Here is a 14,486-nt window from a genome sequence, read left to right as displayed (position 1 = left end):
CCACACCGGCGCCCGCATCTGCCAGACTCGCGGGCATGACCGGCGACGTGCGGCTGCGCGACACCACGCCGGCGGACGTGGAGATCTTCTACACCCACCGGCAGCAGCCGGAGGCGGCGCGACGGGCGAACATCGCCGCTCCGGACCGCGACGTCTACCTGGGCTACTGGGCCGAGCATGTGCTCGGTGACGACACCGTCCTCGTGCAGACGGTGCTCGTGGACGGCGAGGTCGCGGGCAACCTGCTGGCGTGGTGGCGGGACGACCGTCGCTATCTCGGCGGCTGGTTCAGCCAGGACTTCTGGGGGCGCGGGGCCGGTGGCCGGGCCCTGCGGTTGTTCCTGGCCCGGGAGCCGATCCGCCCCCTCTACGCCGACACCGACATCGTCAACACCGCGTCCCAGCGCCTGATGGAACGCTGCGGCTTCGAACGGGTACGGATCCAGGAGACGAGCGTGGAGTACGTCCTGCGCTCAGCCACGGTCAGCGGGGGCCGAGCAGGTCGTTGATGCTGGTGATCAGGTCCTGCTGGCTGATCGGGTCGACCAGGCCGCCGGTGCGGGCGTCCTGCATCGCCTTGGCCAGCTGGACCCGGCGCAGGATCTCCTTGATGTCGGCGCCGGTCATGCCGTGGCTGAGCCGGCCCAGCTCGGCCAGGTCGATCCCGTCGGCGAACATCGTGAAACCGGGCTCCTCGTGCACGGCCGCCAGCTGGGCGATCATCTTGCGGAAGATCTCCGCCCGGCTGACCTCGTCCGGCTTGGGCACGGAGATCTTGACGTCGAACCGTCCGGAACGGATCAGCGAGTCGTCGACCCGGTGCGGGAAGTTGGTCGTCGCCACCACGATGACGTTCGGGTTGGCCTCGATCAGGTCGTTCATCTCCTGCTTGAAGATGCCGGCCACCGCGTTGATCGCCTGGCTGGCCGCGTCGCCGCCGGAGCCCGCGTAGCTGATGATCGAGTCGAACTCGTCGAACAGGATCAGGGTCGGCACCCGGTAGCGGCGGGCGTCGCGGAAGATCTGCTTGATGTTGCGCTCCGAGCCGCCCAGCCACTTGTCCAGGATCTCCGGCGTGCGGATCTCGCGGAAATCGGCGCCGATCTCGTTGGCCAGCGCCCGCGACAGCATGGTCTTGCCGGTGCCCGGCGGGCCGTACATCAGGATGCCCTGCGGCCGGCGCGCGCCCCACCGGGCCATCGCCTCCGGATGCCGGAACGACACCGCGATCTGGCGCAGCTCGGCGACCACGTCGGCCAGGCCGCCGACCTGGTCGAGGGTGACCGTCCGGGTGGTGGGGGCGACCCGCGGGATGGTCTCGCGGCTGACCACGAACCGCCGGCCGGCCAGCGGCTGCTCCCCCGCCTCCGGACCGATCAGCTCGACCACGGCCTGCAGGGTCAGCTTGACCATGGCCTCCAGGTGGGCGGGCTGGACCTCGTCGCGGGCGACCTCGGCCCGCAGCCGCACGACACTGCCTTCCTGGTCGTAGGTCACCGCGGCCTGCAGCCCGGCGGCCGCGTCGGCCAGGACCGCGGCGCCCGGCTCCCGCTCCGCCGCCGGCCCGGAGGGCCGATCCAGACCGAGCTTCTTGTACGCCGCGACGGCCGCCGCCCCCACCCCGTCCACGATCTTGGTGGTCACCGGGTCCCCGGCGGCGATCCGCTTCGCGAGCAGCGTCCCGACGGGGTCGTTGCCCAGCACGACCGCCCGGATGCGCTCCCGCTGGGGCACGTCGTCATCGTTGGTGCGGATCTCCGCGACGAACACGTGCACCGGCCCGGAGGCGGTGTCCGCGCTGGTCACGGTCAGGGTGGCCCGGCGCACCGGGGCGGGGAAAGTGGCTCGGCGCAGCAGCTCGACCGGGTTGACCCGGGCAGCAGCCAGAATGGTGGCGGCATCAACAATCTCAACCGTGGCGCCCGCATACTCGAAGGACATGACGGCCCCCTCTCCCGACCAAGAGTGACACGACCCCCCGACATTCCGCCCGCTCAGTACGGTCGCCAGTTCTTCACCCAGGTACCCGTGTCGTCCAGGGCGTAGTAGTCACCACCTTCTTCGAGCCCGGGCAGCTCCATCCACCGCAGCGGGGTCTGCGCGTCACCGATGTCCAGCCGGGACGCCTTGCCGTTCGTGGAGGTCGTCACCGAGACGACCCCGCTGTAGACGTGGCCGGGCTTGGAGGTCAGCTGCAGGGACACCAACGCCTGGGACTTGTCGCCGAGCGACAGCGACGCGGGCGGCATGGCCCGTGCGTCACCGGGTGGCCCGCCCTCCGGCACGTCCGAGAGTGCCGCCCGCAAAGTCTGCGTGTCGATGTCGATGATGTGGTTCTCGACCCATCCGCCGCCGCCCCACTGACACACGATCCAGGTGCCCTCGCCGGGCCGGACCTCTTTGCGGGCGGTGATGCCCACGCTCGCCGCGGTCACCGTGACCAGATCGGGTTCGCCGGCGTTCAGAGCGACGATCTTGCTGGTGTCGTGGAAGTAGAGCCCGTCGATCGTCCGGAACCAGGCGATGAGCGTCTCGTCGGTGCAACTCAGGCCGGCTCCGCGAAGTTCGGCGGGCGGTGCGGGCAGGTTTCCCGGCAGCCCGTCGAACCAGAGTTCCATCTCGTCGAGCCGTTCCCGCACCGCGATGCCGGCCATCGACGGGCCCAGCGGTCCACACCTGATCTGGTTGTTGACGCCGTTGGCGTTGCAGTTGCCGGTGACGCTGCCCGACACCGCAGCAGCGCCGTCCGCCTTTCCCCGGTCCAGCAGGAAGGAGAAACCCACGATGGCGATCGCGGCGACCGCGAGGAGACCGACAGCGATACCGGCGCCGACTGCGACCCAGACCATGACGCTCTTGTCCCGTACACCCTGTTTCACGGTCGAGGTCCCTTCCGAGCAGCGACGCCTGGACACGAAACGGTGTTTCCCGAGCCCTGGGCGTTGCAATTGCCCGAGATCCGATTCGTCGGCGTGGCCGGGCCGGGCTCGTCAGCACCGCACGACACGAGCAGGGTGATCACGATCGCGACGACCGCCAGCAGGGCGCTCACTCCCTGCCACCAGGGCTTGCCCAGGATCCGCCCGGTGCGCACCCATTGCGCGGGCGCGCTGCGGCTGCGCGAGGTCGTCGTCTTCTTGCGGCCGGGACTCATCCGGGGGTGCCGAGGAACCGTCGTCGATCTGCGTGGGTCACGGCACTGACGATCGCGTGGCCGGTGCAGCGGGGCAACCGAGCGATCGGATCGCGAGCCCGACGATCATGCAGGGGTCAGGCACCGAATATCGACCGTCATGACGAAGCGGTCATCGGACCGTCCACTCCGTTCCTGCTTCGGTGCCGCCTCGGCTGATGTGCGCCGGCTCGCGTCGGGTATGGACGCTTCGCGAAGCGGCCGGTTACAGGGAGCGGTAGAAGTCCACGTGCCGGCGGGCGGCGTCCGCCCAGGTGTGGGCGAAGGCGAGGGTCCGGCCGGCCGCCGCGCGTTCCGGGTCGGGCTCCTTGACCGCCGCCAGCAGTGCCGCAGCCAGCGACCCCGGGTCCGTGCCGTAACCGACCGCCGATCCGAAGACCTCCCGGAGCACCGGCAGGTCGCGGACGACCACCGGCACCCCGGCGGCCAGTGCCTCCATCGCCGCCAGGCCGAAGCCCTCCTTGGTGGACGGGAAGGCGAAGGCGGCAGCACCGGCGACCAGACCCGGCAGCTCGTCGTGGGCGACCGGGCCGAGCACAACCGGGTTGATGCCGAGGTCGCGAGCCCGGGCCTCCCAGGCCGCCCGATAATCGCGGTAGTCGAACAAGGTCTCTCCGCCCGCGATGACCAGCCGCACCTCCGGCAGATCCCGGCGCAGCAGCGCGTACGCCTCCAGCAAGTCGATCGACCCCTTGCGTGGTTCGATGCCGCCCACCGCGAGCACGTACGACCCGTGCCGCCGATCCGGCACCGCGGCCGCGAACCGGGCCGCGTCCACCCCGTTCGGGATCACTGTCGGTGCCGGCCCCCAGCCGGCCCGGACCTCGGCGGCGACCGCGGCCGAGACGCAGAGGTGGGCGTACGGCACAACGATCGCCCGCTCGTGGCAGGCGGCCAGCTCCGGGGTGGTGAACTGGTCGAGGTGGTGGATCGTGCGCACACACCGGCCGGCCGCGTTGGCGCTGATGCAGTCCTGGGCGTGCACCACGTCGTACCCGGAGGGGTCGAACGCCTCCCGCAGCAGCGCGATCGAGCGCAGGATCCGCTCCCCCACGCTTTCGCCGGGCCGGTCCGGGAACGGCACGATCCGCAGCCGGACCGCCGGGTCGACCGGCCGGAAGAAGCCGCCGCCGCGGCCCAGCGTCCACACCGTCACGTCGTGACCGAGCGTGGCCAGGGCCTCGGCCAGCGCGAGGGTGTGCACCACCCCGCCGCGGGGCCGGGTCGAGTAGCTGAGCAGCGCGATCCTCACGACGGCCCGGTGCGGTAGGTCGCCGGGCGGAGTTCGTCGAGGTGGCGCAGCACCCGGCGGGCGGCGGTGATCTCGGCCGCCACGTCCAGCTCGGCCACGGCCAGCCCGGCTTTGGCCCAGGTGCGGGCCAGGATGTTGCCGGCCGGGCCGACCACTTTGGCCTGCCCGAGGAAGCGCATGCCGCCGACCGCGCCGGTCTGGTTGGACGAGACGACGACGATCTGGTTCTCCGCCGCGCGGGCGCAGTCGTAGAGATCGAACAGGCGGGACTGGCGGTCCTGGGAGAGTTTCGGGGCCTGGTTGGTGATGCTGGCCGGCCAGGCCGACAGGCAGGCGACGATCTGGGCGCCGTCCAGGGCCAGGGTGCGGGCCGATTCGGGGAACGTCTTGTCGTAGTCGATCAGCATGCCGAGCCGGCCCACCGGGGTGTCGAACGCGGCGAACGTGTCCCCGGCCGCGTACGCGGTGATCTCGGCGGCGGGCAGGTGGACCTTGCGGTGGCGGCCCAGGATGCCGTCGCCGGTGAGGCAGATCGCGGCGTTGTAGCGCTGCTCGCCGTCGGCCTCGCAGTAGCCGACGCAGACGACCATCTCCCGGGCCAGGCCCGCGACCTTGTCCAGGATGGGGTCGTCGGGCCGCAGCGCGGGTGGCAGCGCGTCCGGGTCGGGGCGCCGGAGGTCGGCCAGGTAGCCGCCGATCGCCGCGTCGGGCAGCACGAGCAGCCCGGCCCCGGCCGCGCGGGCGTCGGCGATGAGCTTGCCGATGCGGCCGAGGGCGTGGTCGAGGTCGCGGCCGAAGTGGGCCGCGGCGGCAGCGATCCGGATGACAGTCAATTGTGTTCAGTCCGCTTTCGGGTGGTGGGCGGGGCGGTCGGACGGCATCAGCTCATCGACGGGGCGAGCATCGGGTACGCGTCCGGCCGCCGGTCCCGCAGGTGGGCCATCGAGCGCCGGGCGGTGGCCAGCGCCTCGGTGACGGCGACGTCGGCGACCGCCATGCCGGGTGCGGTGCCGGTGGTGGCCAGCACGTCCCCGCCCGGGTCGACGACCTTGGCGCTGCACACGAAACGCAGCGAGCCGAAGGTGCCGGACTGGTTGGCCGACAGCCAGACCACCTGGTTCTCCAGCGCGCGGGCCCGGTCGAACAGGTCGAAGCGCCGGGTCCACCGGTCGTCGGCCAGGTCCGCGGGCGCCCCCGTACGGCTGCCCGGCCAGGCCGACACGCACACGATGATCTCGGCGCCGTCCAGGGCCAGCGACCGGGCCGACTCCGGGAACGCCTTGTCGTAGCAGATCAGCAGGCCGAGCCGGCCGACCGGGGTGTCGAAGGCGACGAAGGAGTCCCCGGAGTCGTAGCTGGCGCTCTCCCGCAGGGGCTGGTGCACCTTGCGGTGCCGGCCGAGGATCCGGCCGTCGCCGACGCAGACCACGCTGTTGTAGCGGCGGTCACCGTCGGCCTCGCAGAACCCGGCGCAGACCACCATGTCCCCGGCCAGCGTGACCAGCCGGTTGATCTCCGGGCCGTCCAGGCGCAACGCCGGTGGCTGGTCGGCGTCGCCGTCGAGGTGGGCCAGGTAGCCGCCGAGGGCCGCCTCCGGCAGGGCGAGCAGCCGTACCCCGTCGGCGCGGGCCGCGGCGATCAGCTTCTCGACGCGGGCGAAGTCGCCCTCGAGGTCGCGGTCGAAGGCCTCGGCCACCGCCGCCATCCTGATGCTGGTCATCAAGCCGTCCCCAATCCCGTGACCCCGGCGGTGATCGCCTCGGTCAGTTCTCCGTCCGGCCAGCGCAGCCGGACGCCCCGGCCGGCCACGAGGTCCCCGCAGGCGGCGGTGACCGCGGGTCCCGGGTCGGCGGTGTGCAGTTCGCCCGCGGTGAGCATGGCGAAGCCGGGGAAGCAGGTCAGCCAGTCCCCGATCGTCGCGGACACGGGCCGTGGCACCGCGGCCACGTCGAGGACCGCGCCGCAGCCGCTCGCCTCGGCCAGCATGCCCAGGGTGCCCGCGATGCCGGCCATCGAGACGTCCTTGGCCGCGGCCGGGCGGGCGGCACCCACGAACGACAGCATCGTGCGCAGGTCGGCGGGCGTGCGGTGGCTGGTGGAGTCCCATTGCCGGCCGTGGTGGCCGGGACGCCAGCGCCCGCCGAGGTCGGCGGTGAGCCGGACCCGGTGCCCGGGCCGTCCCCCGCCGCCGGGGACCGGGTGCGGGGTGCGGCCGAGCGCGGTGGCGGACAGCGACGCCGGTACGCCGAGCTGGGTGTGACCGCCGAGCACCGGCATCCCGTACGCGTCGGCAGCCCGGCGCAGCCCGCCCAGGATCCGCGCGGCGAACGCGGCGTCGCGGGCGCCCACCGCGTTGAGCAGTCCGACCGGTTCGGCGCCCATGGCCGCCAGGTCGTTCGCGTTGACCAGGACGGCGCACCAGCCGGCCCAGTCCGGGTCGCGCTCCACCATGGACGGCAGGATCGCGTCGCAGGCGGCGATGAGGTCGGAGCCGGGCACGGGTGCGCCGTCGTCACCGGCGAAGCCCGCGGGGGCCAGCCCCCGGACCAGGTCGCCGAGCGCATTCTTGGTGGCGGCGGCCAGCGCGGCGATCCGGCCGATGGGCCAGCGCATCAGCAGGTGGGCGTGGCCGGCGAGGGTCACCGGGCGGACGGTCTGCCAGCCGTGGCGGCGGAACATGCGCTCCCAGCGGGGTTGCACGGTGGCGTCGAAGCGCAGGGCGCCGGCGTTCTCCGCGTACGCGCAGGCGGCCCGTACCAGTGCCGGTCCGATGCCCTGGGCGCCGCGGACCCCGGCGTCGACGACCAGCCGGCCGCCCGCCCACCAGCCGAGGTCCTCCCCGGCCGTGGCCGGGCCGACCCGCACACCGCCCAGCACTGTGCCGTCGGCCGCCCGGGCCAGCAGCACCACCGTGCGCGGGTCGTCGTCCCGGTCGTCGCGGTCGGAGCCGGCGAACAGGCCCTGTTCCTCGACAAACACCCGGTGGCGCAGCCGGTGGTAGTCCCGGCGGTCATCGGCCTGCTCGATCGCCCAGGGCGCCGACCCGAGCAGTACGGGCACGAGGTCGGTCATCCGCCGGCCGCCTGCAGCACCCCGCACGCGCCGCACGCCGCGCAGCCGGCCCGCTGGTCGGCGCCGAGCATGCCGGCGGCCCGCAGCAGCGCGGCGACCCGTTCGCTGATCTCGCGGACCAGCGACGGCGGCGGGCCGGGAACGCCGTCGCGGCGGGCCAGGGTGCCGGGCATCGGCCGGAACGGCACGACGAACGGGTACACCCCGCGCTCGATCAGCCGCCCCGCCCCGGCGACCAGCTCGTCCGGGTCCTCGCCCAGCCCGACGAGCAGATAGGTGGACACCTGGTTGCGGCCGAAGACCCGCACGGCCCGGTCCCAGGCGGCCTCGTACTCGGCCATCGGCACGGCGCCCTTGCCGGGCATCCAGCGGCGGCGCACCTCGTCGTCGAGCGCCTCCACGTGGATGCCGATCGACGCCGCCCCGGCCGCGCGCAGCTCGTCGATGACCCGCAGGTCGCCCGGTGGTTCGATCTGGACCTGGATCGGCAGGCCCGGTACGGCCTCAAGCACCGCCCGCACCGAGCGCACCAGGTTGCGGGCGCCACGGTCGGCTCCCGTGGTGGTGCCGGTGGTCATCACCATCTGCCGGACGCCGTCCAGCCGGACCGCCGCCTCGGCCACCTCGGCGAGCTGGGCGGGCGTCTTGGCGGCGATCGTGGCGCCGGAGCGCAGCGACTCCTCGATGGTGCAGAACCGGCAGCGCTGCTCCTCGGCGTACCGGATGCAGGTCTGCACGACGGTGGTGGCCAGCACGTCCCGGCCGTGCAGCCGGGCGATCTGTTCGTAGCGCACCCCGTCGGCGGTGCTCAGGTCGTAGAACCGGGGGCGGCGCACGACCTGCAACGACAGTCCGGTGTCAGCCTCGCCCAGCCACAGCTTGTCGTCGCGGACCTCGTACGGGCTGTCCGGGTTGATCGGCAGGGCCGCGTTGCCGCCGTCGATCACCAGGTGCCCGTCGTCGCTGGGGCCGGCCCCGGCCGGGCGGCGTACGGGTGTCGCCACCCGTACGCCCCGGACAGCGAGATCGGCGCGAATCTGGACGGTCACTAGAACATGTAGGTCGAGTTGATGATCGCGCCTTTGCGCGCGTAGTGGATCAGTGCGTCCTGCACGTCGAGCGGGTGGGTGGGGATGACGCCGGCGATGAGGTCCTCCTCGCGGGCACCGTGCAGTGAGAGCCCGAAGCGGCAGCAGTAGACCTTGCCGCCCTCGGCCATGAACGTCTTCAGCGAGTTGTTGATGTTGTGCTCGCCCGGGAACGCGGAGGCGCCGGTGGTCGGGAAGCCGCGGGTGGCCAGGCAGTTCAGCGAGCCGGGCCCGTAGAAGTAGATGGCCGACTCGAAGCCCTTGCGCAGCGCCCGGGTGGCCTGCAGGACGGCGACGAAGCTGACCGAGGACTCGTGCGCGATGCCGTGCACCAGCGTGAAGTAGCTCTCGCCCTCCTCGGCCTTGTAGTCGGGGAAGACCTTGGTGCCGCCGTAGATGCTGGATCCCTCGGCCAGCGCCGGGTGCGGGATCTCTTCCAGGCTCTTCTGCTCGAGGTCGGTGAGGTCGGTCATGGGCTTCTCCTTCATCGGTAGAGCGTGTCGAAGGTGGTCTCGAAGACGGCCCCGGCGAGCTCGCGGCCCGTGACGGCGGCGCGCAGCCGGGCCAGCTCGCCGGCGTGGTCGCCCCACGGCTCGTCGCTGGCGAACAGCACCCGGTCGTGGCCCAGGCCGCGCCGGTCGATCTCGGTGGCCAGCCAGCGGGGTGCGAAGCCGATGGCCCAGGACAGGTCGGTGTAGACCTGCTTGCCGGCGGCCACCCAGTCGAAGAAGCGGCCGCCGATCAGCTTGATGTGGCCGCTCATCCCGCCGCCGAAGTGCACGAGGTGCACCTTGACGTCGTCGCCGTAGCGCTCGACCAGCTGTCCGACGCGGTCGATGTCGGAGGCGGCGCCGGGTGAGGTGTGCACGTGGACGACCAGGTCGTGTTCCCGGGCGGCCGCGAAGATGGGCTCCAGGCCCGGGTCGTCGACGCCGCCGCCGAGCAGGAAGCTGAGCTTGAGGGCCCGCACGCCGTTCTCACCGGCGAGCTTGAGGGCCTTCGCGGTGCGCTCGGCGTCCTGCTCACGGGCCGAGACCCAGAGCCCGCACCGGATCCGGTCGTCGCGCTGGGCCGCCTCGACCACCAGCTCGTTGAAGCCGAAGGCCACGTCCGGGTCGGGCACGCCGTAGTTGGGCAGGATCAGCGCGCGGTCGGTGCCCTCGGCGTCGAGGTCGGCCAGCAGCTGGTCGATGGTCGCCCGGGCGGTGACGTCCGGCCGGACCGGCGGTCCGCCGTAGAAGGGGTACGCGGGGAGCACGCCGAGGTGCCGGTGGGCGTCTCTCATGCGGCGGCCCTCGGGGTGAACCACTCGAGATCCGGGAAGGTCTCGGTGGGTGTGCCGGCGAGCCAGCTCACCTCCTCGGTGACCCGGTGCCGGCGGACGGCGGTGATCCGGTCGACGAGATACCCGGCATCGCGGGCCACCCCGGCGAAGCGGCCCGAGCCCCAGGTGTACTGCCAGGGCAGGCCGACGAAGTAGAGGCCGGGGCAGCTGGTGACGCCGCGCTCGTGGGTCGGGTAGCCGCGCCCGTCGAAGACCGGCACCTCGATCCAGCGGTGGTCACGGTGGTAGCCGGTGGCCCAGACGACCGTGTTGATGCCCTCGGCGTGCAGGTCGATCGCCTGCTCGCCGGCGTCGGGGCGCCACACGGGCCGGTACCGCTGCTCGGCCGGGGCGTCGATGCCGGCCGCGTCGATGTAACGGTCGATGGCGTCCTTGATGCCGTCGGCGACCGCGTCCGCGTGGTCCAGGTTGGCCGCCAGGTCGGCGCCGAAGGTCACCGCCGGGCCGTCCAGCGTGCGCAGGCGCCCGTACAGTCGCATGCCGTCGCGGGCGAAGGCCCGCAGATCGATGTCGCGGCCCCCGTCACGGCCGGTCATGTAGTGGTTGGCCCGCAGCCGCACCTCGTCCGCGTCGCCGAACTCGTCGATCCCCCTGGCGTAGTGGCCCATCTCGTCCAGCCAGGCCAGGGTGTCGCGGCCCCGGTAACGGCGGGCCGCCCGCGGCGCGCTGCCCACCGCGAGGTGCACGCGCCGCCCGGCCAGGTGCAGGTCCTCGGCGATCTGGCAGCCGGACTGGCCGGTGCCGACCACCAGGACCGCGCCCTCGGGCAGCCGTTCCGGGTTGCGGTACTGCGAGGAGTGCAGCGGGGCGACCCCGCCGGGCAGCCGCTCGGCGATCCGCGGCACGGCAGGCGCGTGATAGGGCCCGGTCGCCACGACGACCTGGTCGGCGGTGCAGTTCCCGGCCGTCGTGGCCAGGGCGAAGACCCCGGCCGGGGTACGGCGCAACCGCGTCACCGCGACACCTTCGACGAGCGGCGGGTCGAAGGACGCGGCGTACTTCTCGAGATAGCCGACCACCTCCGCACCGGGCATGAAACCGTCCGGGTCGTCCCCGTCGTACGGCATCCCGGGCAGCCGGCACTGCCAGTTCGGGGTGACCAGGCAGAAGGAGTCCCAGCGCCGCTCGCGCCACTCGTGAGCGACCCGGTCGCGTTCGATGACGACGTGGTCGACGCCGCGCTGCCGCAGGTACCAGCTCGTCGACAGGCCGGCCTGGCCGGCGCCGATGACCGCTACCGGGTAGTGCTGCTCCGCGAGCATGGACATGACCTCCCACCTGCACTTTCGCCGTGATCGGGCGGCTGGTGACGGGAGTCAGTCAAGGCAGGCGGGGTTTCCCGGGAGTTTCATCCGGAACAACCGCGCGTTAGATAGTCCTCACTTGCCAGAGGCCGTGTCGGGCCGGTTTCGGGCGTGCTGCGGAGGACCTCTTTCGTCGGGTTTTCCGGCCGGCCCGGGCGTGTACGACCCGCGAACCGACCGGGCCGGACAGGATGGCCGCGTGAAGTTGTCGAAGAGTAGCCGTCCCGTCACGGTGGACGAGTGCACCGAGTGGAACGCCCAGGAGCTGACCCGGCAGCGGGTCAGCCGCCGCTCGATGCTGAAGGCCGTCATGGCGGGCGCCGGCGGGTACGCGTACGCCCAGTTCCAGCTGGCCGACGCGGCCTTCGCGGCCGGTGGGGGCAAGGCGGGCAAGGCCGGGGTGGTGGTCTCCGGCCGGCACCTGTCGTTCGTACCGGCGTCCGACGGCCTGCTGCGCCCGGCGATGGCCGTGACCGCGCAGCTGGTCAGCCAGACCGGCAAGCTGCCGTCCAAGCTGCGGGCGTTCGTCGACGTCGGCGCCGAGCCCGGCCGGTACGGCCACCGGACCGAGGCGGAGATCCAGCACCTGGTCGGCCAGTACGCGATCCCCGGCGGTCCGATCGGGAGCCAGTTCTATCTCAAGGCCACCGTGGACGGGCTGCGCGCCGACACGGTGTACCACTACCGGATCCGGCTGTCCGACGGCACGGTCAGCGGCGACGCACACTTCAGCACGGCTCCGGCCCGGAAGTCCGCGGTGGCGGCACCGTTCACCTTCACCGCCTTCGCCGACGTCGGCACCAACACCGCGCCCAGAGACCCGAAGTACGCCTGGGGCCAGAACCCGGCGGCCGTCACCGCGGCCGGCGGGAAGTGGCCGTCCGGGATCTTCGACGACAACTCGTACCTGCCGGACGATCCGGTGGCCGGGCCGCACGGCACCGACAAACGTCCCGCGCTGACCCAGACCATGCTCATGGCCACCCAGCAGCCGGTCTTCACGCTGCTGGCCGGCGACATCTGCTACGCCAACCCGTCCGGCTCCGGCCTGCCCGCCGACGACACGACGGCGCTGACCGGCGTCGCTCCGAAGGGCCGCAACCTCTACAACCCGTACGTCTGGGACGTCTTCCTCAACCAGATCGAGCCGCTGGCCGCGTACACGCCGTGGATGTTCACCACCGGCAACCACGACATGGAACCGCTGTACGGCAACACCAGGTTCCTCGGCGACAGCCCCACCCACGGTTACGGCGGCCTGGTGTCGCGGCTGGACTTCCCGGCCAACGGCCCGAAGAGCTGCCCGTCGGTCTACCGCTACGTCTACGCCAACGTGGGCGTGATCTCCATCGACGCCAACGAGCTCTCGGCCGAGCTCCAGACCAACACCGGCTACTCCGGCGGAGCCCAGCTGAGCTGGCTCAAGCACACGTTGCGCAAATGGCGGACCGAGCTGGCCGGGGACATCGACTTCGTGGTCGCGTTCCTGCACCACTGCGCGTACTCGACGACCAACAACCACGCCTCCGACGGCGGCGTCCGCGACGCGCTCGACCCGCTGTTCAGCCGGTACCAGGTCGACCTGGTCGTGCAGGGCCACAACCACCTGCTCGAACGCACCGACCCGATCCGGTTCGGCAAGCGCACCCGGTCCGCGCCGGACGGCTCGACGATCCATCCGGCCAAGGACGGCGTCACGTACCTATGTGTCGGTTCCGGCGGCCGGCCGCGCTATCCCTTCCGGCAGGCGCCCAGCCCCGCCGCGCCACCGCCCCCGGGGATCACCCCGACCGGGCCGCAGAAGCTGCCGGCCGGTCAGCGTTACCGCGGCTACCAGCCGCCCGGCGGCCCGAACGAGGTGGAGAACAACACCGAGAACATCGTCAACAGCTACGTGTGGTCCAAGCAGGACAGCAAGATCAAGGCGGCCGGGCACCTGGGCGGCAGCCGGGTTCCCGAGGTGGTCGACTGGTCACAGGTCCGCTACGACGACTACGCCTTCATCGCGGTCGACGTCGTGCCGGCTGCTCGCGGCGCGCGCACCACGATGACCGTGCGCAGCCTCGCCGACGCCCTGCCGGGCAGCAAGCAGCCCTACACCGAGATCGACCGCATCACGCTGGCCCGCACCGCCGGCCACGCGGCCGTGCTGATCGACGCGGCCACGCAGCCGTGACCGCGCACCTCAGCACGCGCGGGGATCGGCGGCCGGCCGGGGCCTGACCGTGCGCTGGCCCTCCGGGTAGACCTTGTGGAACGTGATGAGCCAGCGGATCTGCTCCCGGGGCGGCACTCCGCAGCCGCGCAGGAAACCCACCAGGGAGTCCTGCCGGGGAGTGCTCGCGGCAGTGATCAGATTGTGGACCGTGGCGCGGGAGATAGGGGTCCCCGCGTCGCGGCTCCGCTTGGCGACACTGTCCAGCGAGCGTCTGCGCAGGGCCATCAACGCGCGCAGGCGTCCTGCGAACTCGACCGGTGTGGCGGCGCCGGTGGGATCCGGCGGTACCGCCGTCGTGGTGGTGGCGTTCATCAATCCTCGCCCTCGTCTGGACCGTCCGGACACCGCCGATCGTGGTGGGGGCCCCTGCCCCGAACAAGAACGCAGTTGCGTACGAGTTGCCGGTGGTGGCCGGTATCGTCGTCGCGTGCCCGAGCTGATCACGCCCGCCGTCCACCTGCACCAGGCCTGGCTGGAGGCGCACGCGGAGTGGGGCCCGGGAGCGCACGAGGACGGGTTCGGGCTGGGCCCCGCCGACGAGGTCGGCACACCGGCCGGCTTCGCGGCCTGGCTGACCCGGCTCTCGGAGCACCGGTGCACGTACCGCTGGATCATCGAGAGTGATCGTGTGCTCGGCGGGATCGCGCTGCGCCACGGCGACGACGACTACGTACGGTGGGCCGGCCACCTCGGGTACGGCATCCGGCCGTCGGCTCGCGGGCGCGGGCTGGGTGCCTGGGCGCTGGGCCGGATGCTCGACGAGGCGCGCGGGCTGGGCCTGCAACGGGTGCTGGCCGTCTGCGCGCCCGGCAATGTCGCCTCGATGCGCACGATCGAGCGGGGCGGCGGCGTCTTCGAGGGCATCGGGGAGACCCCGTTCGGTCCCGCCCGGCGGTACTGGTTCGAGCTCTGAGGTGTCCCGGTCACCCGGGGTGGGGGGGGGGGGGGGGGGGGGGGAGGCAGGGGGGGGGGGGGGGGGGGGAAAGAGGGGGGGGGATTACGCCAGAAGAGGTT

14 protein-coding genes are annotated in these 14,486 nt (G+C 72.5%); 3 read left to right on the top strand and 11 right to left on the bottom strand.

The window, feature by feature from the left end; all coding sequences use genetic code 11:
* Positions 1–35: 35 nt before the first annotated feature.
* Positions 36–509 carry a GNAT family N-acetyltransferase gene (locus ACZ6S4_RS17610; protein ID WP_465475941.1) on the top strand — a complete coding sequence of 158 codons (474 nt, stop codon included), beginning with the start codon at positions 36–38 and terminating at the stop codon, positions 507–509.
* Here the strand turns inward: ACZ6S4_RS17610 and ACZ6S4_RS17605 are convergent.
* The 10 genes from ACZ6S4_RS17605 to ACZ6S4_RS17560 all read right to left on the bottom strand — a co-directional run bounded on the left by ACZ6S4_RS17605 (position 484) and on the right by ACZ6S4_RS17560 (position 11,218).
* Positions 484–1,941: an ATP-binding protein gene (locus tag ACZ6S4_RS17605; RefSeq protein WP_465475940.1), complete on the bottom strand. Its 1,458-nt coding sequence runs from the start codon at positions 1,939–1,941 to the stop codon at positions 484–486. The two genes, ACZ6S4_RS17610 and ACZ6S4_RS17605, sit on opposite strands and share 26 nt — an antisense overlap.
* Before the next feature lie 53 nt (positions 1,942–1,994).
* Positions 1,995–2,879 carry a hypothetical protein gene (locus ACZ6S4_RS17600; RefSeq protein WP_465475939.1) on the bottom strand — a complete coding sequence of 295 codons (885 nt, stop codon included), beginning with the start codon at positions 2,877–2,879 and terminating at the stop codon, positions 1,995–1,997.
* A gap of 519 nt (positions 2,880–3,398) precedes the next feature.
* Complete coding sequence (locus ACZ6S4_RS17595; RefSeq protein ID WP_465475938.1) at positions 3,399–4,445, bottom strand: MSMEG_0565 family glycosyltransferase; 1,047 nt, start codon at positions 4,443–4,445, stop codon at positions 3,399–3,401.
* Complete coding sequence (locus ACZ6S4_RS17590) at positions 4,442–5,278, bottom strand: carbon-nitrogen hydrolase family protein (RefSeq protein ID WP_465475937.1); 837 nt, start codon at positions 5,276–5,278, stop codon at positions 4,442–4,444. The genes ACZ6S4_RS17595 and ACZ6S4_RS17590 overlap by 4 nt, the downstream gene beginning before the upstream one ends.
* A gap of 47 nt (positions 5,279–5,325) precedes the next feature.
* The gene (locus tag ACZ6S4_RS17585; RefSeq protein WP_465475936.1) at positions 5,326–6,165 is read right to left on the bottom strand and encodes a carbon-nitrogen hydrolase family protein; all 840 of its coding nucleotides are present in this window, start codon (positions 6,163–6,165) and stop codon (positions 5,326–5,328) included.
* A complete protein-coding gene (locus ACZ6S4_RS17580; RefSeq protein ID WP_465475935.1) occupies positions 6,165–7,517 on the bottom strand; it encodes an MSMEG_0567/sll0787 family protein in 1,353 nt (450 codons plus the stop codon). The genes ACZ6S4_RS17585 and ACZ6S4_RS17580 overlap by 1 nt, the downstream gene beginning before the upstream one ends.
* The gene (locus ACZ6S4_RS17575) at positions 7,514–8,566 is read right to left on the bottom strand and encodes an MSMEG_0568 family radical SAM protein (protein WP_465475934.1); all 1,053 of its coding nucleotides are present in this window, start codon (positions 8,564–8,566) and stop codon (positions 7,514–7,516) included. Before ACZ6S4_RS17575 ends, ACZ6S4_RS17580 begins: the two co-directional genes overlap by 4 nt.
* Complete coding sequence (locus ACZ6S4_RS17570) at positions 8,566–9,078, bottom strand: MSMEG_0572/Sll0783 family nitrogen starvation response protein (protein ID WP_465475933.1); 513 nt, start codon at positions 9,076–9,078, stop codon at positions 8,566–8,568. The genes ACZ6S4_RS17575 and ACZ6S4_RS17570 overlap by 1 nt, the downstream gene beginning before the upstream one ends.
* Before the next feature lie 11 nt (positions 9,079–9,089).
* Positions 9,090–9,890: an amidohydrolase family protein gene (locus ACZ6S4_RS17565; protein ID WP_465475932.1), complete on the bottom strand. Its 801-nt coding sequence runs from the start codon at positions 9,888–9,890 to the stop codon at positions 9,090–9,092.
* On the bottom strand, positions 9,887–11,218 hold the full coding sequence (locus ACZ6S4_RS17560) for an MSMEG_0569 family flavin-dependent oxidoreductase (protein WP_465475931.1): 1,332 nt from the start codon (positions 11,216–11,218) through the stop codon (positions 9,887–9,889). The genes ACZ6S4_RS17565 and ACZ6S4_RS17560 overlap by 4 nt, the downstream gene beginning before the upstream one ends.
* A gap of 235 nt (positions 11,219–11,453) precedes the next feature.
* On the opposite strand from ACZ6S4_RS17560, the gene ACZ6S4_RS17555 reads away from it, so the two are divergent.
* Positions 11,454–13,430, top strand: coding sequence for a purple acid phosphatase family protein (locus ACZ6S4_RS17555; RefSeq protein ID WP_465475930.1), 1,977 nt, complete (start codon positions 11,454–11,456; stop codon positions 13,428–13,430).
* A 9-nt stretch (positions 13,431–13,439) separates the two neighbouring features.
* On the opposite strand, the gene ACZ6S4_RS17550 is transcribed toward ACZ6S4_RS17555, so the two are convergent.
* The gene (locus tag ACZ6S4_RS17550) at positions 13,440–13,784 is read right to left on the bottom strand and encodes a helix-turn-helix domain-containing protein (RefSeq protein ID WP_465475929.1); all 345 of its coding nucleotides are present in this window, start codon (positions 13,782–13,784) and stop codon (positions 13,440–13,442) included.
* 115 nt (positions 13,785–13,899) lie between these two features.
* Between ACZ6S4_RS17550 and ACZ6S4_RS17545 the strand changes: the two genes are divergently transcribed.
* A complete protein-coding gene (locus ACZ6S4_RS17545; RefSeq protein WP_465475928.1) occupies positions 13,900–14,385 on the top strand; it encodes a GNAT family N-acetyltransferase in 486 nt (161 codons plus the stop codon).
* Positions 14,386–14,486 lie beyond the last annotated feature (101 nt).

It is taken from the genome of Actinoplanes sp. NPDC051405 (assembly GCF_055586185.1).
This window is presented reverse-complemented; position numbering and strand designations above follow the sequence as displayed.

Coding starts and splice junctions, on each gene's coding strand:
- ACZ6S4_RS17610 (WP_465475941.1), top strand. CDS start 36: ATGACCGGCGACGTGCGGCTGCGCGACACCACGCCGGCGGACGTGGAG.
- ACZ6S4_RS17605 (WP_465475940.1), bottom strand. CDS start 1,941: ATGTCCTTCGAGTATGCGGGCGCCACGGTTGAGATTGTTGATGCCGCC.
- ACZ6S4_RS17585 (WP_465475936.1), bottom strand. CDS start 6,165: ATGACCAGCATCAGGATGGCGGCGGTGGCCGAGGCCTTCGACCGCGAC.
- ACZ6S4_RS17580 (WP_465475935.1), bottom strand. CDS start 7,517: ATGACCGACCTCGTGCCCGTACTGCTCGGGTCGGCGCCCTGGGCGATC.
- ACZ6S4_RS17570 (WP_465475933.1), bottom strand. CDS start 9,078: ATGACCGACCTCACCGACCTCGAGCAGAAGAGCCTGGAAGAGATCCCG.
- ACZ6S4_RS17565 (WP_465475932.1), bottom strand. CDS start 9,890: ATGAGAGACGCCCACCGGCACCTCGGCGTGCTCCCCGCGTACCCCTTC.
- ACZ6S4_RS17560 (WP_465475931.1), bottom strand. CDS start 11,218: ATGTCCATGCTCGCGGAGCAGCACTACCCGGTAGCGGTCATCGGCGCC.
- ACZ6S4_RS17550 (WP_465475929.1), bottom strand. CDS start 13,784: ATGAACGCCACCACCACGACGGCGGTACCGCCGGATCCCACCGGCGCC.